The following is a 25,481-nucleotide window of genomic DNA, read 5'->3' as shown; positions in this document are numbered from 1 at the left end:
AATGTTTGAAAAATTGTATCAGGAGGATATGAGCTTCGGCGATTTAACATCAAGTTTAATAATTCCTCAGGATTTAAATGCCATAGCGGATGTAATTGCAAAAGAAGAATGCATTCTTGTGGGAATTGATTATTTGGAAAGCAAGTTAAAGAAATTTGGATTGGGAGTTAAGAAATATGCCGATGATGGAGAGAAAGTAGAAAGAAGAAAAGTGGTTATGGAGATTGAAGGAAATGCAGCTAAGATTTTGAGTGTGGAGAGGACTTTGCTCAACATTCTTGGAAGAATGAGCGGTATTGCTACATTAACAAGGGAAATGGTGGATAAAGCGAGAAAGGTAAATTCTAAAGTGAGAATAGCAGCAACACGCAAAACTCTCTGGGGCTATCTGGACAAATTGGCTGTGGAGATTGGGGGAGGAGACCCACATCGCTGGAACCTTGCCGATATGGTTTTGATAAAGGACAATCACATCGCTTTGGTTGGACTAGAAGAGGCAATAAAAAGGGCTAAAAGGGCTAGTTTTACAAAGAAGATTGAAGTTGAAGTTGAAAATGAGAAAGATGCTATAAAAGCTGCAGAGCTTGATGTGGACATAATTATGCTGGACAATCTCTCACCGGAGGAAGTTTGCAAAATAGCAAAGAAGTTAAGAAGATACCGTGTATTGATAGAAGTTTCAGGAGGAATAACACCAGATACCCTGGAGGACTACGCTAAGTGCGATGTGGATATCATATCTATGGGTTTTATAACTCATTCTGCCAAGCACATAAATTTTTCATTGGAAATAAAAAATAGAGAGGTTTAAGAAGGCGGTGGTGGTGGCACATAAACTTGCTGTTTATTGCACTCGTCCTTTACAACAATCACATAGATTATAATTCCTATAAGTCCTAAGAGCAATACTACTACGAACCACAAGCCCGGATGTTCATTGCACTTCTTCTTTGCATCTTTATATGCCCATAATGCTATAAGAATCCATATGATAAACCATATTGCTACGCATGCAATACTTGCCACGGGACCTAGCCACCACATTTCAGGATACTCATTTTCTGTTGTTCCTGTTTCATCATTATTGCCACTTTCACCAGAGCTGGATGAGTTTGGATAGTAAGTCACTTGATCTCCTGCAAACTGCCCTCCTCCGGTACTTACCGTGGTGAATTCTACATTGTAAATAGTTACATCTTGGAATAGTGTGGCTGGTACCCTCACAGTTACCTTATTCCCAGAGATGACTAAATCATTGTTTCCTAGTGTGGACATTCCGCCGCTGGAGGTGGTGAAAATAGCTTGGGTTTTCACATTTCCATTGTCATTAGTCCATGTAACTACAATGTCTACATAATCTGTCACATCTTTTCCGTCAACCTTAGCCTCAATAGCTATTGTTAATGTGTATACAGAGTTGGATGGTGGTGAATTTATTCCACTATCTTTTGTTACTACATAAAAATACTGGTAATCTCCTTGTGCATAGCCCCCTATCTTCACTATATCTATTTTTCCGTTGAGAACATTGCCGGAAGTAGCACTTTGCTCAAAATTTAAAGTTTGAGCGCTTACCGTTGTTGCCACCATTAAAATGGCAAACATTATTACAAGAATCCCGATGCCCCTTTTCACAAATATCACCCATATTCATTATGTGATTTTATATATTTATAAGTTTCTGCGTTTTGGTGGAAATTGAGATAACTCTAAGTGGCTTTTAGATAATAATGCCAGTTGCCGTGGTGAAGGATCTGAAATCCGTAACTCAGGGCGATGGAGTCCATGGCATCATCTACGAGTGAAGTCAGGGCTATTATGCCGAACTCTTTGAGAGAACTTCTCCCAAGGTAAAAAGCATAACCTGGAGTGTATATAAAATATTCTGGGTCGATGATCCAAGCATGAAATCTGTGAAGGGGCAGATATAGACCCTGAGGATTCATTTTTATACAATCTTTATCTTCCTCTTGGCAATCTAAGCTTGTACATTTTATCTCGCTATAATTTAACTCAGAAACCCAATCTTTATTTTTTAATTCGCAGGGCGTCAATAGCACTGCCGGAGAGTCCACGGTGAGAAAGCTCTTCAATATCTTAATCTCTTCTTTCATAGGGCACCATAGAGTTAGAATATAAAATTATTTGCGATTAGAACAATCCATCCCACCTCACACTAATTAGCACAAGAGATACTACAAAAAGGGTGATATTCACCTCTTCATCTTTTATCTTGTAAATGTTTTCCGCCGATTCTTTGGATATCCCTCTCAACATAGCTGATGATTTAAATTCTCTGTAAAGATTCATACTTGGGTTAATACCATAAGCTGCAGTGGCTACAATGATTAACCCTATAAGCATGCTCTATTTCTCAACTCCCCAGGATGTCTTTGATAGAACATCTATATTTTCAAGCATCTTATATTTCTCATTGAGAAGGTATTTATATGCTTTCATAATTCCCAACTCAAAGGTGATGAAAATGAAGTACATATATGCATATTTCCTGAAAGAGGATTTGGAGAAACTCAATGAAGTGGCACCGACAATGAGCGATAAGAAAAAGTTACTGGGAGGAAAGGGAGCCGGACTGGCAGAGATGACTCGCATAGGTCTACCTGTCCCTCCAGGCTACACGATAACGACAGAGACCTGCATGAAATATTTTGAAGAGAAAGGATTCCCGCAGGGACTTTGGGATGAAGTTCTTGAAGCCACAAAGAAACTTGAGGAGCACACAGGGAAGAAATTTGGAAGCGATGATAATCCTCTCCTTGTGTCAGTTCGTTCAGGAGCCCCAATAAGCATGCCTGGAATGATGGATACAATTCTAAATTTGGGTCTTACAGAGAAGAGTGTTGAAGGCCTTGCAAAGCAGACCAACAACCCAAGATTTGCTTGGGATGCGTATCGCCGTCTTATTCAGATGTTTGGTAATGTGGTTCTTGGGATTGAACATAATGAATTTGAAGAAGAGCTTGAAAAGATTAAGGAAAAATACGGTGCAAAGCAAGATGTCGATTTAGATGTAGAGGCCCTTAAAGAACTTGTTGAAAAATACAAAGAGGTTTACAGAAGACATGGGTATGAATTTCCGCAAGACCCGTATGAGCAGCTTAGAATGGCTATAAAAGCGGTGTTTGATTCTTGGAACAATGAGCGTGCCATAGTTTATCGTAAGATAAACAAGATACCAGATGATATGGGTACTGCCGTTAATGTTGTTATGATGGTCTTTGGTAATATGGGTGATGATAGCGGCACTGGCGTTGCATTCACCCGTGATCCAAGGACTGGAGAGAAGCATCTTTATGGAGAGTTCTTGCCAAATGCTCAGGGCGAGGATGTTGTGGCTGGAATTCGCACTCCCCATGCAATAAATGAGTACAGCAAGCAGGATGCAAATCGTGATTTGCCAACAATGGAAGAGAGTATGCCCGATGTGTATGAGCAGTTAAAGAATGTGGCAGAACTTCTTGAGAAGCATTACAAGGATATGCAGGATATTGAATTCACTGTGGAAAAGGGTAAGTTATATCTCTTGCAGACGAGAAATGGCAAAAGGACTGCAGCCGCAGCTGTGCGCATCGCAGTTGAGATGGTTGATGAGGGATTGATTACAAAAGAAGAAGCCATAATGCGCGTAACTCCTGAGAATGTTGATACTCTTTTACATCCTCAGATTGATCCCAAGGCAAAGAAAGAGGTTATTGCAAAAGGTCTTGCTGCAAGCCCTGGTGCTGCGCTGGGTAAGGTGGTATTTGACCCAGATAAGGCTGTGGAGCTTGCGGAAAAAGGTGAAAAGGTTCTTTTAGTTAGGCCTGAAACCACACCTGACGATATCCATGGAATGAATGCTGCACAAGGCATACTCACTGCCAGGGGAGGTATGACATCCCATGCAGCAGTGGTTGCTAGAGCCATGGGAAAGCCTGCTGTTGTTGGATGTGAAGAGTTGAGTATAAATATGAAAGAAGGGTATTTTATTGCCCGTGGCCACAGGATAAACGAGGGGGATATTATAACCATTGATGGTACCACCGGCGAGGTTTATCTTGGAGAGGTACCTTTAATTCCACCTTCAATTAGCGGAAACCTTGAGAAGATACTTGAATGGGCAGATGAGATAAGGGTTCTCGGAGTTAGGGCCAATGCGGATACTCCTGAGCAGGCTACTAAAGCAAGAGAGTTCGGGGCGGAGGGTATAGGACTAGCAAGGACTGAGCATATGTTCTTTGGCGAGGATCGCTTACCGATTATGCAAGAAATGATAATGGCTCAGAGCAAGGAAGATAGAGTTAAGGCACTGGATAAACTTCTGGTAATGCAGCGTAGCGACTTTGTGGAGTTCTTCCGCACAATGGAGGGTTATCCAGTTATAATTCGCCTCCTAGACCCACCTTTGCACGAGTTCTTGCCAAGCAGAGAGGAACTTACAGAGGAGATTAATGAGTTAAAGATGAAATTGAAAGAGGTCACAAGCCTCAGAGAAATGGATTTGCTGCTCTCACAGATAAACGAGAAGAAGAGAATTCTTAGTGTGGTTAACGAGCTCCACGAATTCAATCCCATGCTGGGATTCCGTGGCTGCCGCCTTGGAATAATATACCCAGAAATATACGAGATGCAGGTTCGCGCGATAATTCAAGCGGCTATTCAGGTTAAGAATGAGGGCAAGGAGATATATCCCGAGATAATGATACCTCTCATAGGGCATGTAAATGAACTGAAGCTCCTCAAGGAGGATTTGGAAAAAGTTGCCAAGGAAGAGATGGAGAAATCAGGTGAAGAGATAAAGTACATGTTTGGCACGATGATAGAGATTCCGAGGGCAGCTCTCACTGCTGATGAAATTGCCAAGTACGCCGAGTTCTTCTCCTTCGGTACAAATGATTTGACACAGATGACATTTGGATACAGCAGAGACGATGCACAGGCCAAATTCCTTAAGAAGTATGTGGAAATGGGAATACTCAAGGATGACCCATTCAAGAGTTTGGACTGGGATGGAGTTGGACAGTTGGTGAGAATGGGAGTTGAGAAGGGAAGAAAGACAAATCCTAACCTGGAAGCGGGCATATGTGGAGAGCACGGTGGAGATCCTAAGAGCATAGAGTTCTTCCACATGGCTGGATTGAATTATGTGTCCTGCTCTCCATATCGTGTGCCTATTGCAAGATTGGCAGCAGCTCAAGCACAGATAAAGCATCCCAGAAAGTAATTAATACAACTTTCTTTTCTCTTTTTGTGGAAGAGATTAAATTATACATTTTGCACTTAAATCAGGATGACCCTAAAAAATGCACGGCGAAGAAACTAAGTAGATTTAATTATGCAAAGTTAACATCTCAAATTTCTCACATTCCTAGGGGTAGTATAATCTTATCACCTTACACAAGAAGAGTTTTATCCCCTGCGGATAGACGCACAGCAGAGAGACAAGGAGTTAGCGCTGTGGATTGCTCTTGGAAAAATGCGAGGGAGGTGTTTTACAGATTGCGTGGAAATTTTCGCCGCTTACCGTATCTTGTAGCTGTAAATCCCACGAACTGGGGACATCCTTGGCAGCTTAGCAGTGCAGAGGCGTTAGCAGCCGCTTTGTACATTCTGGGCTATAAGGAGCAGGCGCATAAGATAATGAACATATTCAAATGGGGTCCAAATTTTTTCGTTATGAACCGCGAGCCATTGGAAGCTTATGCCAATTCAAGCTCTTGGGAAGAGGTGTTAGATGCGGAGAGTGAATTTATGTAAACAGGTAGGAGAGCAAACCATTCCATCCAAGATAGAGAAGGAAAATGGACAGGAAAAATATGCTGAGAAAAAGAGCCATCATAATTATAAGTTCGCTATACTCAGAGCCACTATTTTTTATCTTATCCAGTTCTGTGTTGTAGACGTCTCTTCTAGGATTATAACCAAGATCCCCAGTTAGAGTCACCCCCCAGGAGGCAGCACCTACCAAGAGAAGAGATGCAAATAAGGATATCCATGGAGATATTATCATTAAGACTAGGGAAATCAATAAGGAGGAAATCACAAAATTTTTTGCCCTTTTTCTTCTTTTCATTTGAAGTTTATCTGGCAAGTTCTTCACAACTAACTATAAAATTTCTGCTATTTAAGATTTGAGACACTGATGAGGATGTGTTATATTAAGATATACTTGTTGGGATTGAAAATTAATACTCTTTTAACTCTATAAATCAAAAGTCATAAGATACATTATAAGACCCTTCCATTTCCCAAATTTTTCTGTGTACTCTCTAATCTCTTTTTCACCCTGAAGCCCCAGAAATTTAGAAAAAGCCTTTCTCACATTTAAATCACCTGCCGGAGCTATGCTATAGTCGTGAATCACCGTAGCCACAGATAATTCTGCTGTCCACATACCAACCCCATATATACCTGTCAGAAATTTTACATATTCCTCCGGATTTTTATTAACCTCATAAATGCTTGGTAAATCTCCGTTATATTCCATTTTTGCTATTTCTAAGAGACTTTTTGCCTTCACTGTAGTTGTGCCTAAGGCTTTTATTTCAGAGGTACTGATCCTCATCAGTTTTTCAGGTGGAGGAAATGAATAATAACTATACCCATTCCACTTTTCTCTAATTCCCCATTTCTCTATAAGTTTTGCGGTGGTATTGAGGGCATATTTTAGTGATATTCTCTGCTGAAGCACAATCTTAATTAGGGCTTCGTAGAGGTTGAGGTTTCTTGCGGGCCGTAGTCCGCTATATGTAATGGCCATTTTGTAAAGTCTTGGAAAATCCTCAAGAGTTTTGAGAAAATTTGAATAGGATATATCAACCGCAAGTAGGTGCCTTACAGTGGAAAGCACTTCTTTACAATAATCATTTTCGCACTCAGATGCGACATCAATTTTTACTATGTCTTCATGAATTTCTGCTTTTACGGGAATAAATATATCCTCTATCGGGATAAGTCTCCAAAATAGGTTATTTTCTACAATGCATGGCAGAGGCCTATCTGATAATGAGAACCTATGCAAATGAGGAATAATTGAATACGGTTTTTCCACAGATATACTATATTTTTCCAATCTCAATCACCTGCACCATTCCATTGATTTCCCCCTTCTTCAAGCGCAGCATCGCCTCAGGGATCTCGCTGAATTTCACAATCTCCTTTTCAATTCCAAGTTTGAGGCGATCTGCAATTTCTATGAATTCTCTGCCGTAATCTCTTCTAACCTGATATATCGTCTTTATCGTTCTACCCCATAGGTTTGCAGTGTAATTCTCAATGATTATGGGGCTCATAGTAACTGCTCCCAAAACCAGCGTTGCAGATGGGAGAGTATTAGCCAATGCCCTTTCCACAAGTTTTCCAGCAGTGGGAAAGAAAATGAAAGCGTCAACCTTGTTTGGAAAATCCTCATGTGCAATATTTCCTACCCAATCAGCGCCATATTTCATAGCAGTTCTCTTGTGCTCCTCACTACGGGTGCTAATGTATACCTCTATGTTCATACTTTTAGCCACTCGAAGGATGTAGTATGCTGTTGGTCCAAATCCTAACATGCCTAGGCGTTCGCCCTTGCGTATCCCTGATATTCGGAACGCGTAATGTCCAGTTATTCCCGGACACATAATTGGGGCTAATTCTTCTGAAGGAAGTGAAACATTGCGAAGGTCAAACGCATAATCCTCATGCACTAAAACATACTCGGCAAATCCACCATCAACATCATATCCAGTGCGTTTTATATCTGGGCAATAATTTTCGTCTCCTCTTTGGCAGTACTTACACTTACCGCATGTGGAATTTAACCAGGAGATTCCAACACGATCTCCTATTTTGAATCTCTTTGCATTTTCTCCAAGTTTATCTACGAACCCTACAATTTCATGTCCCGGTATCACAGGTTTCTTTGAAAGGGGGATATCCCCCTCTGCTATATGCAAATCCGTACGACATATTCCACAGTGAGTTACCCGAACTCTTATCTCCTTCTCTCTTGGTTCAGGAACTGGATAATTTTCTACAAACTCTAAAGGTTTCTCTTCTATTGGCTTTTGAGCATTTACTATCCAAGCTTTCATACAAGCATATTTCATTCAATATAGATATATTTGCCGCCTACATTTCACTTTCCTAAGAGAAGTTGTAATATCTATGGTCACTTTTTGTTAAAATTCCCTTCTCATAACCTTTAAAGATTCTTTAAATCCATAAGATTCATACAGGGAAATAGCTGTAATGTTATCACTCTTTACATACAGTTGAACCATTTTTACCCCATTTAATTTTAAATCTTCGAGGGCTGAGGATAGCAGAGCTTTACCAATCCCCATCCCTCTATATTTCTCTCTCACAAATAGGTCGTATATAGTTCCCCTTTTTTTGTAGAGCTGAAGTGGAGAATCTCTGTAGGTATATAGGATATAACCTACAATGTTTCCATCCACGATAGCAATTTTCACTGCTCCTAGTTTTTTCTTAATAATCCCTTCAGCAAATTCCTTCCATCGCTCTTTATTCTCTTCATTGGGCACTATATTTAGATCTGAGCCTTTAGGATTTTTAATAAACTCTAACCACAAATTGGTAACTTTCTCCACTTCCTCAAGAGTGGCATTTCTGATTTCCATCATACCACATTTATATCGTATCTATCTTTGACATTTTCATATTCATCTCGAAGCAATTTTGTTGCCTCCGGTAAAAATTCCATTATATCTCTCGCTGTAATTCCATCCTCTCCCTTTCTTTGAGCAGCCAGATCCCCGGCCAAACCATGAACAAACACACCCATCCTTACACTCTCCTCGAAATCTAATCCAAGTCCGTACATCGCCGCTATAGTGCCTGTAAGGACATCACCGCTTCCTGCTGTGGCCATACCCGAATTTCCTGTCATATTAATGTAAATCCTACCGTCAGGCATGGCGATCTGAGTATGCGCTCCCTTGAGAACGAGTATTACATTGTACTCTATGGCAAAATTTCTTGCAACTTCAATTCTATTATTTAGAATTTCATTTATACTTTTTCCTGTCAATCTGCTCATCTCGCCGGGATGGGGGGTTAGCGCGGTGGGATATTTTCTTTCTTTCAAAATACTAGTATTGTGAGAGAGAGCTGTTAAGCCATCACCATCTATAATTATAGGTTTTTCAATCTCACCAATAAGCTCTTCTATTAACTTTTGAGTTCTTTCGTGAAGGGATGTACCTGGCCCTAAGATTACTATATCCACATTTTTTGCTATTTTCAATATTTCTTCCTTTGCCGTGTAACTTATGCTTTTGGCATCCGTCTCTGGCAAGGGGTGGAACACTATTTCTCTGCCTTGAGTGCCGATAAAAGGAACAACCGATTTTGCAGTAGCCAATCTGGAATATCCGCCTCCTGCCTTTAGAAATGATAGGGCTGAGAAGTATGGAGCACCATAGTAATTTCCTGCACCTGCCACGAATAAAGCATCTCCAAAACTGCCCTTATGCCCATCTTTCTTTCTCGGAGAAAGAGGTATGGGCTCGTTTATAAATACATTTATATTATCATCTTCATAATTCTCAGGAGGGAAAGAGATATGGGATACATAGAGTTCTCCGCAATACTCAAATCCAGGATACAGCACATTTCCTATCTTTGGCAATCCGAAGGTTGCAGTGTAATCTGCTCTCACAGCAGTGCCCATAACCTTTCCAGTGTTTCCATTTATTCCTGATGGAATGTCCACTGAGAAAACAAGTTTTGCGCTCTCATTTATTATTTTTATTGCCTCAGCATACTTCCCTTCAACATTTCTAGATATGCCTGTACCTAGAATTCCATCTATTATAGCGTCAGCATTTTCTACAGACATACGAACAAGAGCGTTATCACCATCAAAATTTTCCATCTGAATTCCTATCCTCTTTGCGATCTCATAATTCATCTTTGCAGCACCTTTGTATTTTTCAGGAGAGCTCATAAGGTAAATTTTCACATATGCACCGTTGGAGTGCAATTTGCGAGATAAGGTGATTGCATCTCCGCCATTGTTTCCCGGGCCTGCAAAAGCAACGAATTTTCTCCCCTTTATATTGCCCAATGCTTTCAAAATAACAAAATATAAAGCATGGGCTGCGTTTTCCATAAGCAATTTATCTTCAATCCCATAAACCTCAATTGCCCTTTTATCAAGAGCACGCATCTGCTCCACAGTGCTAATCCTCATATCGCTCACCTTCTCCCGCATGTACTACATTGAAGATTAACTTTTCTCAAACTCTATGTATTCAAAGCTAGTGTAAGGAACAAGCGCTTTTGGTATTCTTATCCCCCTATCCTCTTGGAAATTTTCCATTATTGCCACCATAATTCTAGTTGTTGCCAATGCGGTGCTGTTTAGAGTATGCACAAATTTTAACTCACCCTTATCTCTGTACCTTATCATTAACCTCCTGGCTTGATATTCTAAGCAATTTGAGCAGGACACAACTTCTCGGAACTTCTGCTGCGCTGGCATCCAAACTTCAATATCATATTTTTTGGCTGCAACGGCACCAAGCTCTCCGCTACATATATTAATCACCCTATACGGCAACTCTAATTTTTGCAGTATTTCCTCTGCATTCTTTATCAGTTCTTCCATTAATATCGCAGATTCCTCTGGCTTTGAGAATACAACTTGCTCAACCTTGTAGAAATTGTGAACTCGGAATATGCCCTTTGTATCCTTACCGTGAGCACCTGCTTCCTTACGGAAACAGGGTGAAATACCTACATATTTTAAAGGCAGGGAGTTTGGATCTAAAATCTCCTTCATATGCATTGCCACAAGCGGATGCTCGGCTGTGGCGATCATATACAAATCCTCGCCTTCAATTTTATAAATCATCTCTTCAAAGGCCTCAAAATCTATTACACCTTCCATTGCAGCACGGCGAATCATTAAAGGAGGGGCTACAGGAGTATAACCCTTGGATACCATATGGTCTAATGCGAATCTTATTAATGATTGCTCCAAAATAACTAATTCATTTTTCAAATAATAGAATCTCGCTCCGGCAATTTTTCCAGCCCTTGCAGTATCAGCCAAATCGTATTTTTCGATTATATCTACATGGCTTTCTGGCTTATTCTCTATGATTTCATAATCCATTCCTGCAGAGCAATTTTTGAAATACTCCATATTATCTTCCATAACTCTTGCCTTACCCCATGTTCGCACTACTGGTGAATTTTCCTCACCTTCGCATACTGGAGTGTCATCAAGCAGCAGATTTGGAAGGCGCATAAGGAGGTAATCTCTCCTTTTCTTGTATTCTTCTACATTCTCCTCAAGCTCCTTGATTCTTCTGTTCAACTCTTTCATCTCGTCCTTTAACTCTTTTATATCCTTACCCTCCTTTACAAGTTTTCCAATTTCCACGCTCTTCTTGTTCCTCTCATGCCTGAGTTTTTCGATTTCCTTCAAAGTTTCTCTCCACAGGTTATCGTACTGTAGGATCTCATCCACTATCTTCTCATCTTTGAACCTCTTTCTGAGCATGTCTCTTATCATATCTCCATTTTTTCGAATAAGCTTGATATCAATCATTGCTCTCACCCACTATTTTCTTCACCTCATCCTCTGGAAGGGAGAATTGGCGGACCCTAATATTGCTCTCTAAAAGAATCAATTTGGCTAAATCATCTGGATAACCTTCCGCATAAACAATTTCTTTTATTTCCGCATTTATGAGCATCTTGGCACAAACCACACATGGGTGATTTGTTACATAAATTGTGGCATCTTTTATGGATACCCCATGCACAGCTGCTTGGATTATTGCATTTTGCTCAGCGTGCAATCCTCTGCATAGCTCATGCCTCTCACCGCTAGGAACATTTAACTCCTCACGAATGCACCCAGTAACATCGCAATGGGCTAAGCCCTTTGGCGGGCCATTGTATCCCGTGGCTAAAATTCTCTTATCCTTAACTATGACAGCTCCGACCTTCCTCCTTGTGCAGGTGGAGCGCGTAGAAGCGAGGTATGCCATGCGCATAAAGTACTCATCCCAAGATGGACGCATAGTTATGCCATGGATAGCGGGTATTTAATTTTTGACGGGGAAGTTTTAAATTTTTTGTTGTATTTCCTTGGGTAATGAAGATGAGCTTAAAGATTCCCGTTGCCCTTCTACTTATATGGCTCACTGTGTCTCTTGGAGCGGTGCTTCCAACTATAAGCATAAAGTTTGGGGCGCCAATATCTTCAAAGCCACAGCCAGTTGTACCACCCCCAACGGAGGAATCCGGAGGCTCATCCTATTTTATGTACTTTATGCAAGCCCTTCTCTTTGGTTTATTTGCTATTGCAATTGTTGGAGCTTTCATATACCGAAGGCATGTTGCTAAGGAAGCCCTTGCAGGGGTAATTGCACTTACATTGGCATTTCTCTCATTTGGATTAGTTTACATACTGGCGAATAAAATCTCTATTGCCCTTTATTCTGGTAGTGGTTCTAATCCATCGAATCCATCTTTTTCAGAGCCCCTGTACTCTCAAAGTACAATTGCTTTAATTATCATTGCAGCTGTTATGGGCATATTATTCGGAATTTTTGTTGTAAAAGTGTATAAGAAGAAAGAGGAAAAGGTTGAAAGGGAAGTTATTACAACCAAAGAGGCCATGGAGCGTGCCATTTATAAGGTCAAGATTGGTAAAGATGTCCGTGGAGCAATTTTGGCTGCGTATAAAGAAATGGAGAAACTTATGAGAAGCAAAGGAGTGGAAGATAAGGATTATTACACTCCAAGGGAGTTTAGAGAGTTTGCCCTTAAAACTCTGAAAATATCTTCAAAACCCGTGGAAACTCTCACAAATCTCTTTGAGATAGCCAGATATAGTCAGCATGAAATGAATGAAAATCATAGAAAATTAGCTTTGAATGCTTTGGAGGCGATTAGAAATGAAACCTCAAGATAGCCAGGTTAATGATATGGTTATAATGGGGAGAATGGGTATGATGCGTATGCCCTCTTCCTTTAAGGGCAGCACGTGGGTGTGGTACATAGCCATAATAATGGCATTTTCATTCTACGCTGTAATTTCCATTGAATTCTTCCTATTAATAGTTCTGCTCATAACCCTAATATATCTTCCTTTTGTGTTCGTTATTCACAATGCTCCAAGACCAAGAGTGCAGGAAGAAGAGAAGGTAATAGTGGATGAGGATATAGCACATTTTAAGAGAAGGGTTAAAAAGGCACTTGACGAGAATGCAGTTGCCCAGAGAGATATTGAGTTAAGAGTTTTGAATGCTCTGGTTATTGATTTGAGTATAAGGTATGATATTCCAGAGAATGTTGTTAGGAGAAATATGGAGAATGTTGAATTTCTCCGCAAATATCTTGGGGATAAGGCAGATCTTGTTGTGAGGATGTATAGAAGAAAGCATGATTTAAGGAATGCCTTACCAAAGAATAGATTTTTGAAGGAGATAAATGCAATTTTGGAGGCGATGAAATGAAAGAAAAAATGGAGAAAATTATTGAAGAGGTTAGCAAGGTAATCGTTGGAAAAGATGAAGTATTGAGGCAAGTGCTATACACGATTTTGGCAGGAGGCCACATACTCTTTGAGGATTATCCCGGACTTGCCAAGACGCTTATAGTTAAATCCTTTGCCCAGGTTCTTGGATGCGAGTTCAAGCGTGTGCAATTCACCCCTGATCTTATGCCCAGCGATATAACAGGAACATATATATTTGACAGAAAAACTTCAGAGTTCAAATTTATGCAGGGTCCTGTTTTCACGAATATATTGCTCGCGGATGAGATAAATCGCTCTCCACCAAAGACACAGGCCGCTTTGTTAGAAGCCATGCAGGAGAGGCAGGTTACAATTGAAGGCGAGACATATAAACTTGAGGAGCCATTCATCGTTATAGCCACGCAGAATCCTATAGAGTACGAGGGCACATATCCTTTGCCGGAGGCTCAGTTGGATAGATTCTTGGTAAAATTGGCTGTGGGATATCCATCCAAGAAGGATGAGATTGAAATTTTGAAGAGAAGAATTGCGTGGAAGAGAGATGAAATACCCTTGAATAAGATTGTTACTCGCGAGGAACTTCTTGAAATGAAGAAGATGGTTGAAAATATCTATGTTCAGGACGATATCCTTGATTACATAGTGAGGATTGTGAGAGCCACAAGAACTCATTCTCAAGTGGAAGTGGGTGCAAGTCCGAGAGGAAGTTTGGCAATTATGAGATTATCCCGTGCCCGTGCCCTTGTTTATGGAAGGGATTATGTTGTTCCCGATGATGTTAAGGCAGTAACGAGGATCGCTCTTGTGCACAGGATAATATTAAAGCCTGAGCCATGGATTCGCGGAGTTAGGCCTGGAGATATCGTGGAAGATGTACTGAAAAAAGTACCTGTACCAAAGGTGTAGTCATGCGCACCCTGCATTTCTATGCCTTACTTCTCTACTTCGCCCTATTACTATTTGTGGGAATAGTTTTGATGTCTCCATTAGCAGTGTTTCTATCACTGCCAATCCTATGGCTTATAATATTTTCAGAAGTTCTACCCTTCAAACCAGCCAAATTCAATAGAAAGTTTTCAGAGAAAAGGTATGTGGAGGGTAACGAAGTTGAGTTCAGGTATGTGGTTGAGGGTAGGGGCTATTATTTTATCAAGGACGCAATGAATATTGTGCGGGGATATTGCAGGGATAAATGTGTTGAGAAAAGAAAGGTCACATTGGATAAGTTTGGGAAGATAAATTTTAAGGAAGCGTGGGTGTACTCGGAGGATGTACTTGGCATGCAGGGTTATGGCTCAAAAGTGAAAGACAGGGGAGAATTGAGGATTTATCCGAAGATTGAGTATATAAGAAAACTGAAGATAAAACCACGCAAGACGAGGAGCATTTTAGGCGATTACCCGTCCCGTATGAAGGGGCCGGGTATTGAATTCACGGATATAAGGGAGTACTCTCCTGGAGATGATATGCGCTTTATAAACTGGAAAGCGACTGCGAGGAGAAATAAATTGATGGTGAATGAGTACGAGAGTGAGAGAACTGGAGATACTGTTATTTTACTTGATGTCAGGAGATTTTTAAAGGGTGCGGAGGAGTATGAGGATCTTCTAAACGCATCTGTGCGGGCGGCAGCAACATTGGCTACATACCTGTCAAGGACACGCAGTCGTGTTGGTTTTGTTGTTCTGGGCAACACTGTGGACTGGATATATCCTACTTACGGTAAAAGAGCGATGTACCTGATACTTGATAGGTTATTGCATTTGAGAAGTGAGAAGATAAGTAGACTTACTTTTGATTATGGAAAATTCATAGTTTCTAGATTTTTCCCGCCAAATTCTTTTGTGATTTTGATCTCTCCCCTGCTTTCATGGGATATTGATGATTCCATAGTTGAGCTTCTTGCCAAAGGATACGATGTGTTAGTAATATCTCCAACCCTCATAGGTGGTGGAGAAGATGTGGCGTCAAAGATACTCAAGGCTGAAAGAGAGGTACGCTTGAGAAGGATAAGAATGTATGGAAGAGTGGTTGACTGGAACATAGAGTATCCGCTCACATCTATTCTGAAGGTGATGAGATGAGGAAGATTGGAAGAGGGTGGCTATTTTTGATATCCTATTATGCTCTGCTGCTTATTGCTCCGCTTGGTGATGTGAGATTGACATTTCTTACAGGATTGATGATAGGACTCTCTCTCTTGTTCCTTTATTTCTACAAGGTGATTAAAGATGAGATTTTGTTTTACATATACAATTTTATGGCAATACTGGGCATAGTTTTCTCTCTGGGAGATTATAATCCTTATTCTCCTTTGGTTATAGGAATCGCTTATCTAATGCTCACTTTAATATTCTTGCATATGGTTTATGCCAGGTTCGTTCCTATGTTTGGTATGGTTAGGAGAGACACGATAATTTATACACTTCTTTCTTTGCCTCTAGCTTATCTGTCCATTTACCTTTTCCTTGTATATCCTATTGGCTATGGATTTTTCGGGATGTTCTTTCTGGTTATTCTCATAGTATTTCTCCTTTACTTTTTAATGCGCTCACCTAAATCTAAGAAGGGCAGCAACTCCTCCTAAACTCTCTAAAATTTTTCCAGCTTCATGGGTTGTGCTGATTATATGCACCTGAGCTCCTGTTTGCAATGCAAGATCCATCAGCTCTTTATATTTTTTGTAATTTTTATCCGTAATCAATAAATCTCTTACAGCGCCCATATTTAGGTAGTTTTTAACCTCATTGATTCCATAAGCGTATAAACCCTCTTTCTTTATTTCTGTGAGCAAGGTATCCACCAATTTCTCCTCTTGAGATAGTCTATGCTCTTTCAATATTTTATCTAATGCTCCTGATTTTAGGACTTCGTAAATTCCACGGAGATCTCCATGAGATGCCTGAACCATAATGTAATTTCCAATTTTGTCCTTGGCAAAGTTCACAAAATTCTCTTTGTAAAATCCTGGACCTAATATGATCAAGGGGGCTCTCCCATCCCAAACATCTTTAAGGGTTGAAAGGGCCTCACCAAAGAATTCCTCATCCTCATCGCCCCTCTTCCTTATACTGGCAAATTCTTGAATTCCATAGGTTTTTAAAATTGCAATCGTAGCGAGGCCATGCTCTATGGCTAAAAAATAAACAACAGGTTTCTCTGAATTTTTAACTGCCTCCCCTAATAGTTCTTTATCCTTCTTGCTCCACTCTTTTATTACCGATATCTCATCCCCCACCCCAACATTTATGGTTTGATGCACTCCCACATAATCCTCTGGTCCAGCCACTATTATACCTGAGATGCGCAATCTATCTGCAAACTCCTGAAAATCGAGTTTTTTCACATTTATTCCAACTCGGATTTTTTTTCTCTCTGCCTTCTTGGCCCTGTTCATATCCCCGCTTGAGGTATCTTTGCGGAAAACATATCCAAATACCAGGTCACCCTCTCCCAAAATTGTGCTTAGATACCATAAATCGTCAAGATTGTCCACTCTTATTGCGATTTCATTTTTCTCCTTCTCTTCTATCTTCATACAATTCCTCCGTTATTCTCTTTATTTTTCTCTCAATCCTTTCCGTGTGAGTTCCATACCAGTAAATTCTACGACATTTTGGACACATGTAAAATTCATTATTGTGCTCATAAACATAAACTGGCACTTTATCTTTTACATCCTCTTTCTTCACGGGTACGAGGGGCTCATTGCATACAGAGCATCTTGAGAGAAGATTATCGGTATTTAAATTGAAATTCTCAATTACTTCCCTTAATTGCTTCTCGTAGTTATCGCTTTTTACCAAGAATCCATTGCTCCTTCTTGCAAGCTCCTTATCGCGGGTGATTATTATCCTTTCCTCCTCCCTAGCGATTTTAATTAATGTATTATCACTCAATTGCCCATCTGGATAGTATGTATCGTAGCCCATAAAGCGCAGGTATTTGGCAAGTTTGCCTAGCATGTGGTCAACTAAGAACTTCACACTCTACAATATATTCGTGCATTTATCTTTTTTGTAAAAATAGAAAGAGAGGATTATTCCTCGTCAGGTACAAACTTGTAGCCATATTGGATTATTCCAGCTTTTCCATCTTCTGCAATTCTTCGGAATACTGCATGTACGGGCATGCCTATGTGTACCTTCTCTGGGTCAACATCAACTATTTGCCCTGTGAGCTTTGGTCCCTCAGGTGTTTCAATTATCGCCATGACATAAGGTTTCTGATATTTGTAGCCTATGACATTCTGATGTACTATGGTGTACGAATATACTTTGCCCTTACCACTTAATTGTACTTCTTCCATCTTTCCGACACTCTTTCTTCCGCACTTTGGACAAACGCTACGGGGAGGGAAATAAACTGTGCCGCAAACAGGACATTTTGTGCCAATGAGGGAATAACGGGACTTTCTTTCTCTCCAGAATCTAGGCACTACCACTCACATCACCTCCAAAATATGCACTATGCTTGAAGTCATTGTCCCACCCACATTATGAGCTAAGCCTACTCTTGCATCTGGTACCTGCCTCTTTCCAGCTTCATTGCGCAACTGCTTTACAATTTCCACAACTTGACCTACGCCTGTGGCTCCAACAGGATGTCCCTTTGCCTTGAGGCCTCCGGATACATTGTAGGGCAAATCGCCATCGTAATATAATTGTCCCTCTTCTGCAAGTTTTATACCCTCACCCTTCTTTGCAAATCCCAGATCCTCAATTCCAAGGAGAGCAATTATGGAAAAAGCATCGTGTATTTCTACAAGATCAATATCCTTTGGCTCTTTTTTTGCCATTTCATATGCCTTTCTCGCTGCTTCTATTGTTGAGGGGGATCTTGTTAAAGATTCTCTTGCGTGTATAGAGATGTAATCATTGGCTGCCGTGGATGCGCTTATTTTTATAGGAGAATCTGTGTATTTCCTTGCAATGTCTGCAGAGGCAAGAACAACAGCGGCACCGCCATCACTCACAGGAGAGCAGTTCATTATGGTTAATGGATCTGCAACCATTGGAGCATTAAGTACCTGCTCCACGGTTATCTCTCTCTGAAAATGCGCATCGGGGTTCATAGCCCCATGCTTATGGGCAATCACAGGCAATAAAGCCATTTGCTCCCTCGTAAGCCCATATTCATACATATAGCGCCGTGCCATCATGGCTCCTAAAGCGGGGAAAGTAGCTCCAAAGAAAACTTCCCACTCTCTATCTGCGGCTCCTGCAAGGATATCTGTGACCATATCTCCAGGCAGGTCAGTCATCTTTTCAACGCCTCCCACGAGCACTATATCGTATAGGCCTGAGGCAACCGCCATGTATCCCGCATGCAAGGCAGCCGCACCACTTGCACATGCCGATTCTATTCTAATTGCAGGTACTCTGACTTCTGCGAGTCCGGCAAAATCAGCAATTAATGCCCCAACATGATCCTGACCAACAAAACTCCCAGCACTCATATTTCCTCCAAATATGGCTTGGATATCTTCAGCACCAAGTCCTGCATCTTCAAGAGCCTTTAATCCTGCTTCAACAGCCAAATCTCTCAAACTTTTATCCCAGTGCTCTCCATACTTTGTCTCACCGGCACCTATAATTGCAACATCGCGCATTTAATCCACCTCCACTATCATACGGCGGAACTTCAGATATGTAGCATAATCGATATACTTGGCACGGTTAATCATATCCCATACCTTTGGAGCAGCATCCTTGTTGAAATTCTCCATTTCATCTGTGACGGTTATATCAAAAGCATCACTTCCTGCGCCACTACCAAAGGATACAGCTATTATTCTATCTCCGGGCTTAGCTATATCTAGCACAGTGCTCAACCCAGTCGGTGTTCCTCCAGAATATGTATTTCCTATGTAGGGAGAAACCAATCCTGGCTTTATCTGCTCCTTGGTGAATCCCAACCTCTTTCCAACACGGTATGGAAATTTACCATTGGGCTGATGGAAGACAACATAATCGTAATCTTCTGGTTTCGTGCCCACCTCTTCCATAAGCATTCGTGCAGCTGACATTATATGCTTGAAATATGCAGGTTCCCCTGTAAATCTTCCACCATGGGATGGATACCTCTGTCCCTCTCTGCGCCAGAAATCAGGGGTATCTGTTACGAATGAAACTGTGTGATTTATCTCGGCTATAACTTCATCTTTGCCTATGATGTAAGCTGTTCCTCCAGCAGAGGCAGAGTAATCAAGAGCGTCTCCCGGCTGACCTTGCGAAGTATCTGTTCCTATTGCCACACCGTAATCGATCATTCCTGCCTTAACCATTGCATAGACATTTTGCATTGCTGCCGTACCTGCTTTGCATGCAAATTCTAAATCTGCAGCATGCGCTTTGTACGCACCAACAACCTCTGCAATTAGCGATGCCGTAGGTTTCACGGCATATGGGTGCGATTCACTACCCACAAAAATTGCACCTATTTTCTCGCCCGGAATATTTTTTCTGCGCAGTGCATTGCGAAGTGCCTCCACGGCAATTGTGGCTGCATCTTCATCGTAAGCAGGTACTGATTTTGCAAATAATCCCAAACCCTTCTCTGGATGCTCGGGATTGTCTCCCCACATCCTTGCGATCTCTGCTGTCTTGATTCTGTAAATGGGTATATAACTCCCATAAGTCACAATACCTACCATTTTCTCACCTGCGGAGGAATAAAGAAGAAACTATTTAACTCTTATCGTATTTGATATTCGGCGATAAACGAAATACACAGATATGGGGAGAAATGCTTAAAAATAAGCCCAATATCCTCAAATGGTGATAGTGATGCTTCAAATTGAGAATTTGGAAGTTGAAGTTGAAAATAAAAAGATAATAAACTCCTTAAATTTGAGTGTTGGAGGTGGAGAGTTCCATGTGATTATGGGTCCAAATGGTTCTGGTAAGAGCACATTAGCCCTAACTCTCATGGGGCACCCGAATTATAAAATCACAAATGGGAAAATAGAATTTGATGGAAAGGTTATAAATGATATTCCGGTGGATGAGCGTGCCCGCATGGGTATATTTCTTACTTTTCAGCATCCTGAGGATATTGATGGGGTAAAGATAATTGATTATCTTCGCCTCTTGCTTGAGAAGGTAAAGGGCATAGAGCCAGCAAAGGCGTTGCAGATAATACCCAAGAAGGCTAAGGAAGTTTGGTTCTCTGCTGACATGCTCTCTCGCTACATAAATGTTGGATTTTCAGGAGGAGAGAGAAAGAGGTTTGAGATTCTCCAGGCACTCCTAATTAAGCCGAAATTGCTGATTTTGGATGAGCCAGATAGTGGGGTTGATATAGATTCTCTAAGCTTGATATCTCACAAAATAAGAGAACTTTACGAGCAGGGTACATCCATATTGCTCATAACCCATTACGGAAGGATTCTGGAGCATATCGATCCAAAAATTGTCAGGGTTCACATAATGAAGGATGGGCACATAGTTATGAGCGGGAAGGAGGAGCTTGTGGAGAAGATTGAAAAAGAAGGGTTTAAGAAGGTATTTGAGGAGTGTGGTTGCAATGAGTGAACTTACAATTCAAGAGGCAAGAAGTATAATTGAAGATCAAATTGAAAAGTTAAAGAAGAGAAATAAAGAGCCAGAATGGATGACAAAGTTGAGGTACAAGGCGATGGATGCCTTCTTTGAAGCACCCCATAATGACCCTGTGATAAAAGATCCCCTTGATTATATTGCCAAAACGGAAGAGGAAATGTATCCCGAGGTTAAGAGCTTAGATGAGCTTCCTCCAGATATGCTTGCCTTATTGGATAGATTGGGCATTGCGGAAGTCGAAAAGAAGTACATTGCAGGGTTAGCTGTGCAGAGCGATACGAGCATAGTTCTCAACGATTTCTTGAAAGAGTGGAGAAAGAAGGGATTGATAGTGGAATCTATGGAAGATGCAGTCCGTAATCATCCAATTCTCAAAGATTTGTTCTTGAAGCAGTTCAATCCCTATGAGAGCAAGCTTGCTGCATATCACACTGCAGTTTGGAATGGAGGAATATTCTTGCATGTTGCCCAAGGGCTCAAAGTACCAATGCCCCTGCATTTATTCTTTCTCATTCAGAATAGCGCAATGGCTCAGGCACCCCACATAATAATCAATGCAGAGCCAAACAGCGAGATTCATCTAATTGAGGGCTGTACATCCCCAGTGCTAGTTAGACATTCATTGCACTTGGATATGACTGAGGCGTACATAGGGGATGGAGCGAATGTGAAGTTAAGCGTGCTTCAAAACTGGCCGGAATATGTGCACACACGCCCAATGACCCGTGCAAGGATAGGCAAGAATGCAGAGTTCATAAATACAACAGTTGGACTTGGAACGGGTAAGAGCAATATTGCCAATCCGAAGTACTGGGTTGATGAGGGCGGCTATGTGGAGCTTAATGGAATAATTCTTGGGCAAAAAGATTTCTATGTGGATCTTGGAGGAGAGATGAATTTAGATGCTTCTGGGGCAAGAGGACTCAATGCGAGCAAGAGTGTAATAATGGATAGGAGCTCTGTTATTACCAGGGGTATAATTCGTGCCAACGCACCAAAGACCAAGGGGCACATAAGTTGCGATGCATTGATTCTAAATTCCGAGGCCAGAATGGAGACCTATCCTGGTTTGGTTTCACAGGTGGATGATGCTGAATTGAGCCACGAAGCAGCTATAGGGAAAATAAGGGAGGAAGAGTTATTCTACCTAATGTCTCGTGGATTGAAGGAAGAGGAGGCAACTCAACTCATTGTAAAGGGCTTCGTCAATCCTCTCCTAAAGGACATACCTATGGAATTCGTCATAGAGATAAGGAAGATAATTGAGATGGCTGTTAGTGGAGGGATGTAAGGGGAACATTTTTTTACTACCTCTCTTTTTACGCGATGTGAATATTCTCGTTATTGCAGAGAAGCGCAATGCAGCGCAGAGAATAGCAAAGATCCTCTCTGGAGGAAGGTATGAAACGATAAAGAAGGGCAGAAATGCCTATTACAGCTTTACGAAGGGCAAGGATAGATACTTTGTTGTACCCCTCAGGGGTCATATATTGCATATGGATTACCCTGACAAGTTTAAAAGATGGAGTTTAGGGGATTTGCAGAGGTTGGTGGATGAGGAGCCGATTAAAATTATAAAGGAGAAAGGGATTGCAAATATTTTAAGAACCCTTGCAAAGGATGCCGATATGCTCATAATCGCCACCGACTATGATAGGGAGGGAGAACTGATAGGTGTGGAATCGTTATCAATTACGAATTTCAAAGGTCCGGTGAAGAGGGCCAAGTTTAGTGCTTTAACGGAGAGGGAGATAGAAAACGCATTTTCAAACTTAGTGGATGTGAATTACAATCTTGCATCTGCAGCAGAAACAAGGCAAAAGATAGATCTGGCTTGGGGCGCATCTTTAACAAGATTCATCTCTCTCGCATCAAGCAGGAGGGGTAAGGATTATCTCTCCGTTGGGCGTGTTCAGAGTCCCACTCTTGCTTTGATTGTAAAGAGAGAAAAGGAGATAGAAAACTTTGTGCCCACTCCCTATTGGAATATAAAAGGATTGTTTTTCAAGAGAAGGAATTTTTCGGGAATGCATATTTCAAACCCTTTCTGGAAAGAAGAAGAGGTAATGGAAGTTTATGAAAAAGTGAAAGATACTAAGAGTGCAAAGGTTCTGGATTTTGTTCAGGAGGATAGGAAAATAAGACCTCCCATTCCATTCAACACTACTGAATTCTTGAGCGAAGCAACAAAGCTCGGATTCTCTGCAGCAAAGGCTATGCGGCTTGCTGAAGAGCTTTACATGGGCGGTTATATATCCTATCCAAGAACTGATAACACCGTTTATCCTAAAACTCTGAGCATAAATTCCATACTAAAATCTTTGGAGAAGTCAAAATTCAAAGAGGAGGCATTGAAGCTTCAAAAGGAAAGAAGGAGGTATCCTACGAGGGGGAAGAAGGAATCCACAGACCATCCTCCAATAGTGCCTACTAGGGGTGCAAATTTGGAGGGCGATAAAGGTAAGATTTACGAGCTTGTTGTTAGAAGATTCATGGCTACTCTGGCTCAAGATTTAGAGTACAGAGAAAGCAAGGTTAAACTTGCAGTTAAGGATGAGATCTTTGAAGCAAAGGGCAAAGAGTTGGTAAATGAGGGCTGGCTTTACTATTATCCTTATGTGAGATTTGAGGAAGAGAAGATACCCATTTTAAGAATTGGAGATGAGGTCAAAGTTAAGAAAATTGAAATTGAGAGGAAGGAGACGAGGCCACCTGCAAGGTACACACAATCCTCGCTCATAAGGGAGATGGAAAAATTAAATCTTGGCACGAAGAGTACCAGGGCTGAGATAATACAAAAGCTATTTGAGAGGGGCTATGTTCGTGGAAATCCTATAAGGCCCACTCAACTTGGAAAAGCCCTGATAGAATCTCTTGAGGGCAATAATGTGGATGTGATTAAGCCCGACATGACTGCGAGGCTTGAGATGGATATGGATGAGATTGAAAAGGGCTCCAAAGCACCTGAGTTTGTGGTTAAAGAATCCCGTGAGATGCTAAAAAAGATATTAAGCTCTCTGGAGGAGAATAGAAGCACTGTGGGAAGCAACATAAAGAGTTCAATGCGCAGGGAAATTGGAGAATGCCCCGATGGTGGAAAATTAATTTATTTGGAGAGAAAGAGACTGGTTGTTTGCGAGAACGATGGCGAGACGAAGTACTACAATCTTCCCAAAACAGGACACATTGAGTTCCTAGATAAAAAATGCCCGATTTGTGGATTACCCCTGATAAAGATAATTCGCAGGGGGCAGAGCCCTGAAATAAGGTGCTTAAACTCAAAATGTGAGTACAATCGTAAAAAGGATATTGTGGGTAAATGCCCAAAATGTGGGGGAGATTTAGTTATAAGGCAATCAAAGAACGGGAAGAGATTCATAGGATGCTCCAATTATCCAAAATGTGATGTAACCTATTCTCTTCCACAAAGGGGAAAGATTATCCCCACGGGAGAGGTATGTCCTTACTGTGGAGCACCGCTTTTAATTCTCAGAAAGAAGGGAAAGAAGGACTGGAAATTCTGTCCAAACATCAAATGCGAATACAACAGGAGGAATAAAGATGAAAAGTGAGAGTATGGCCCAGCTCAATATGATGCTTATATTCTTAATTGCAAATGTAATGGCGCTACTTCTTTTTCCGGTCTATGGGATATATGAGGGAGGTTTAGGCGAGGAAGGTAGCAATCCATGGGTTGCTGTGTACTATTTAATTTATGTAATTGCGGTTACTTTGCTCATAATCTACATAGCAAAAAAGGGTAAGAAAAATCTTCTTCGTGGGATTTTTTATTTTGCTATAGCTTGGGCTATGTGGTACGCTTTATTCCCTTTATTTTACTATTTTGCCATACCTTACTCGGATTTGATATCTCTGGGGTTATCCATAGTGATTACCATAGGATTAATCAAATATCCAGAATGGTACATGGTGAATTTTGTAGGCATATTAACAACGGTGGGAGTTGCTCTGATATTTGGATTGAGCTTAACACTCCTGCCCATAATAATTCTTCTGAGTTTGTTTGCAATATATGATTCTGTTGCGGTTTATATGAGCAAACATATGGTTTATTTGGCAGATTCTGTTATTGAGCATAAATTACCTGCTATGTTCGTTATGCCTGCAAAGAAGGACTATTCCTTTAAAAAGGCAAAGGGAAAACCTGTTAGAAAAGGGGGAGAAAGAGAAGCATACTATATGGGTTACGGAGATGTATTGATTCCCGGTATTTTGGTGGTTGCAGCAGAGAGAAATTTTGGAATGCTTGCAGGGATATTCACTTTATTGGGTGCACTTGCAGCCATGCTTCTCCTGTTTGTAATGGTTAATACAGGCAAGCCACAGCCAGGATTACCCTATTTGAATGCAGGAGCTTTAGCCGGATTAATAATATTTTTACTGATTTGATTCAA

General features: G+C 41.0%; 27 protein-coding genes. 12 read left to right on the top strand and 15 right to left on the bottom strand.

Features of this window, described 5'->3' with window-relative positions; translation table 11 throughout:
• The first annotated feature begins 1 nt into the window (after window position 1).
• A complete protein-coding gene (nadC, locus tag ABOO_RS01815; protein ID WP_008084522.1) occupies window positions 2-811 on the top strand; it encodes a carboxylating nicotinate-nucleotide diphosphorylase in 810 nt (269 codons plus the stop codon).
• On the opposite strand, the gene ABOO_RS01810 is transcribed toward nadC, so the two are convergent.
• From ABOO_RS01810 to ABOO_RS01800, 3 genes are all read right to left on the bottom strand, one after another.
• Window positions 808-1,635, bottom strand: coding sequence for a hypothetical protein (locus ABOO_RS01810; RefSeq protein WP_048102863.1), 828 nt, complete (start codon window positions 1,633-1,635; stop codon window positions 808-810). The genes nadC and ABOO_RS01810 overlap by 4 nt on opposite strands.
• 74 nt (window positions 1,636-1,709) lie before the next feature.
• On the bottom strand, window positions 1,710-2,114 hold the full coding sequence (locus tag ABOO_RS01805) for a hypothetical protein (protein ID WP_008084495.1): 405 nt from the start codon (window positions 2,112-2,114) through the stop codon (window positions 1,710-1,712).
• Window positions 2,115-2,151: 37 nt separating this feature from the next.
• On the bottom strand, window positions 2,152-2,364 hold the full coding sequence (locus ABOO_RS01800) for a hypothetical protein (RefSeq protein ID WP_008084467.1): 213 nt from the start codon (window positions 2,362-2,364) through the stop codon (window positions 2,152-2,154).
• A gap of 115 nt (window positions 2,365-2,479) precedes the next feature.
• On the opposite strand from ABOO_RS01800, the gene ppdK reads away from it, so the two are divergent.
• The gene (gene ppdK, locus ABOO_RS01795; protein WP_394294950.1) at window positions 2,480-5,224 is read left to right on the top strand and encodes a pyruvate, phosphate dikinase; all 2,745 of its coding nucleotides are present in this window, start codon (window positions 2,480-2,482) and stop codon (window positions 5,222-5,224) included.
• 26 nt (window positions 5,225-5,250) lie between these two features.
• Window positions 5,251-5,757 carry a DUF367 family protein gene (locus ABOO_RS01790; RefSeq protein WP_008084377.1) on the top strand — a complete coding sequence of 169 codons (507 nt, stop codon included), beginning with the start codon at window positions 5,251-5,253 and terminating at the stop codon, window positions 5,755-5,757.
• Here ABOO_RS01790 and ABOO_RS01785 read toward each other — a convergent pair.
• The 7 genes from ABOO_RS01785 to ABOO_RS01755 all read right to left on the bottom strand — a co-directional run bounded on the left by ABOO_RS01785 (window position 5,750) and on the right by ABOO_RS01755 (window position 12,041).
• Window positions 5,750-6,100 carry a hypothetical protein gene (locus tag ABOO_RS01785; protein WP_236614163.1) on the bottom strand — a complete coding sequence of 117 codons (351 nt, stop codon included), beginning with the start codon at window positions 6,098-6,100 and terminating at the stop codon, window positions 5,750-5,752. The genes ABOO_RS01790 and ABOO_RS01785 overlap by 8 nt on opposite strands.
• A gap of 102 nt (window positions 6,101-6,202) precedes the next feature.
• On the bottom strand, window positions 6,203-7,072 hold the full coding sequence (locus ABOO_RS01780; protein ID WP_008084350.1) for a DNA-3-methyladenine glycosylase family protein: 870 nt from the start codon (window positions 7,070-7,072) through the stop codon (window positions 6,203-6,205).
• On the bottom strand, window positions 7,059-8,075 hold the full coding sequence (locus tag ABOO_RS01775; protein WP_008084439.1) for an alcohol dehydrogenase catalytic domain-containing protein: 1,017 nt from the start codon (window positions 8,073-8,075) through the stop codon (window positions 7,059-7,061). Before ABOO_RS01775 ends, ABOO_RS01780 begins: the two co-directional genes overlap by 14 nt.
• A gap of 87 nt (window positions 8,076-8,162) precedes the next feature.
• On the bottom strand, window positions 8,163-8,627 hold the full coding sequence (locus ABOO_RS01770; RefSeq protein ID WP_012997112.1) for a GNAT family N-acetyltransferase: 465 nt from the start codon (window positions 8,625-8,627) through the stop codon (window positions 8,163-8,165).
• Complete coding sequence (locus ABOO_RS01765; RefSeq protein WP_008084440.1) at window positions 8,624-10,198, bottom strand: bifunctional ADP-dependent NAD(P)H-hydrate dehydratase/NAD(P)H-hydrate epimerase; 1,575 nt, start codon at window positions 10,196-10,198, stop codon at window positions 8,624-8,626. Before ABOO_RS01765 ends, ABOO_RS01770 begins: the two co-directional genes overlap by 4 nt.
• Before the next feature lie 36 nt (window positions 10,199-10,234).
• Window positions 10,235-11,563 (bottom strand): serine--tRNA ligase, encoded by a 1,329-nt coding sequence (serS, locus tag ABOO_RS01760; RefSeq protein ID WP_008084480.1) that lies wholly within the window; start codon window positions 11,561-11,563, stop codon window positions 10,235-10,237.
• Entirely contained in the window at window positions 11,556-12,041 is a 486-nt protein-coding gene (locus ABOO_RS01755; protein WP_008084566.1) for a deoxycytidylate deaminase, read from the bottom strand. Before ABOO_RS01755 ends, serS begins: the two co-directional genes overlap by 8 nt.
• A 74-nt stretch (window positions 12,042-12,115) precedes the next feature.
• Between ABOO_RS01755 and ABOO_RS01750 the strand changes: the two genes are divergently transcribed.
• Genes ABOO_RS01750 through ABOO_RS01730 form a run of 5 tightly spaced genes read left to right on the top strand, consistent with a single transcriptional unit; the run spans window position 12,116 to window position 16,091 of the window.
• On the top strand, window positions 12,116-12,937 hold the full coding sequence (locus ABOO_RS01750; protein ID WP_008084546.1) for a DUF4129 domain-containing protein: 822 nt from the start codon (window positions 12,116-12,118) through the stop codon (window positions 12,935-12,937).
• Entirely contained in the window at window positions 12,921-13,481 is a 561-nt protein-coding gene (locus ABOO_RS01745) for a hypothetical protein (protein WP_008084398.1), read from the top strand. The genes ABOO_RS01750 and ABOO_RS01745 overlap by 17 nt, the downstream gene beginning before the upstream one ends.
• The gene (locus tag ABOO_RS01740; RefSeq protein WP_008084389.1) at window positions 13,478-14,410 is read left to right on the top strand and encodes an AAA family ATPase; all 933 of its coding nucleotides are present in this window, start codon (window positions 13,478-13,480) and stop codon (window positions 14,408-14,410) included. The genes ABOO_RS01745 and ABOO_RS01740 overlap by 4 nt, the downstream gene beginning before the upstream one ends.
• 2 nt (window positions 14,411-14,412) lie before the next feature.
• A complete protein-coding gene (locus ABOO_RS01735) occupies window positions 14,413-15,588 on the top strand; it encodes a DUF58 domain-containing protein (RefSeq protein WP_008084367.1) in 1,176 nt (391 codons plus the stop codon).
• On the top strand, window positions 15,585-16,091 hold the full coding sequence (locus ABOO_RS01730) for a hypothetical protein (protein WP_012997111.1): 507 nt from the start codon (window positions 15,585-15,587) through the stop codon (window positions 16,089-16,091). The genes ABOO_RS01735 and ABOO_RS01730 overlap by 4 nt, the downstream gene beginning before the upstream one ends.
• Here ABOO_RS01730 and ABOO_RS01725 read toward each other — a convergent pair.
• The 5 genes from ABOO_RS01725 to ABOO_RS01705 are packed head-to-tail and all read right to left on the bottom strand — an operon-like array spanning window position 16,056 to window position 20,159.
• Entirely contained in the window at window positions 16,056-17,042 is a 987-nt protein-coding gene (locus ABOO_RS01725) for an mRNA surveillance protein pelota (protein WP_008084555.1), read from the bottom strand. The genes ABOO_RS01730 and ABOO_RS01725 overlap by 36 nt on opposite strands.
• The gene (locus ABOO_RS01720; protein ID WP_012997110.1) at window positions 17,014-17,490 is read right to left on the bottom strand and encodes a Mut7-C RNAse domain-containing protein; all 477 of its coding nucleotides are present in this window, start codon (window positions 17,488-17,490) and stop codon (window positions 17,014-17,016) included. Before ABOO_RS01720 ends, ABOO_RS01725 begins: the two co-directional genes overlap by 29 nt.
• Before the next feature lie 53 nt (window positions 17,491-17,543).
• Window positions 17,544-17,948 (bottom strand): Zn-ribbon domain-containing OB-fold protein, encoded by a 405-nt coding sequence (locus ABOO_RS01715; protein WP_012997109.1) that lies wholly within the window; start codon window positions 17,946-17,948, stop codon window positions 17,544-17,546.
• Window positions 17,949-19,115 (bottom strand): thiolase domain-containing protein, encoded by a 1,167-nt coding sequence (locus ABOO_RS01710; protein WP_008084544.1) that lies wholly within the window; start codon window positions 19,113-19,115, stop codon window positions 17,949-17,951.
• Entirely contained in the window at window positions 19,116-20,159 is a 1,044-nt protein-coding gene (locus ABOO_RS01705; protein WP_012997108.1) for a hydroxymethylglutaryl-CoA synthase, read from the bottom strand.
• Window positions 20,160-20,292: 133 nt separating this feature from the next.
• On the opposite strand from ABOO_RS01705, the gene sufC reads away from it, so the two are divergent.
• From sufC to ABOO_RS01685, 4 genes are read left to right on the top strand one after another with little or no spacing between them, the layout of a single operon-like run.
• On the top strand, window positions 20,293-21,039 hold the full coding sequence (sufC, locus tag ABOO_RS01700) for a Fe-S cluster assembly ATPase SufC (RefSeq protein ID WP_008084427.1): 747 nt from the start codon (window positions 20,293-20,295) through the stop codon (window positions 21,037-21,039).
• A complete protein-coding gene (gene smsB / locus ABOO_RS01695; RefSeq protein WP_008084558.1) occupies window positions 21,032-22,357 on the top strand; it encodes an SUF-like minimal system protein SmsB in 1,326 nt (441 codons plus the stop codon). Before sufC ends, smsB begins: the two co-directional genes overlap by 8 nt.
• A 37-nt stretch (window positions 22,358-22,394) precedes the next feature.
• Window positions 22,395-24,638: a DNA topoisomerase I gene (locus ABOO_RS01690; protein WP_008084369.1), complete on the top strand. Its 2,244-nt coding sequence runs from the start codon at window positions 22,395-22,397 to the stop codon at window positions 24,636-24,638.
• Window positions 24,628-25,476 carry a presenilin family intramembrane aspartyl protease PSH gene (locus ABOO_RS01685; RefSeq protein ID WP_008084436.1) on the top strand — a complete coding sequence of 283 codons (849 nt, stop codon included), beginning with the start codon at window positions 24,628-24,630 and terminating at the stop codon, window positions 25,474-25,476. Before ABOO_RS01690 ends, ABOO_RS01685 begins: the two co-directional genes overlap by 11 nt.
• The last annotated feature ends 5 nt before the right edge of the window (window positions 25,477-25,481 follow it).

Origin of the sequence: Aciduliprofundum boonei T469 (assembly GCF_000025665.1) — an archaeon.
GTDB lineage: Archaea > Thermoplasmatota > Thermoplasmata > Thermoplasmatales > Aciduliprofundaceae > Aciduliprofundum > Aciduliprofundum boonei.
Note: the sequence above shows the minus strand (reverse complement) of the source record. Positions and strands in the feature narration are given on the sequence as shown.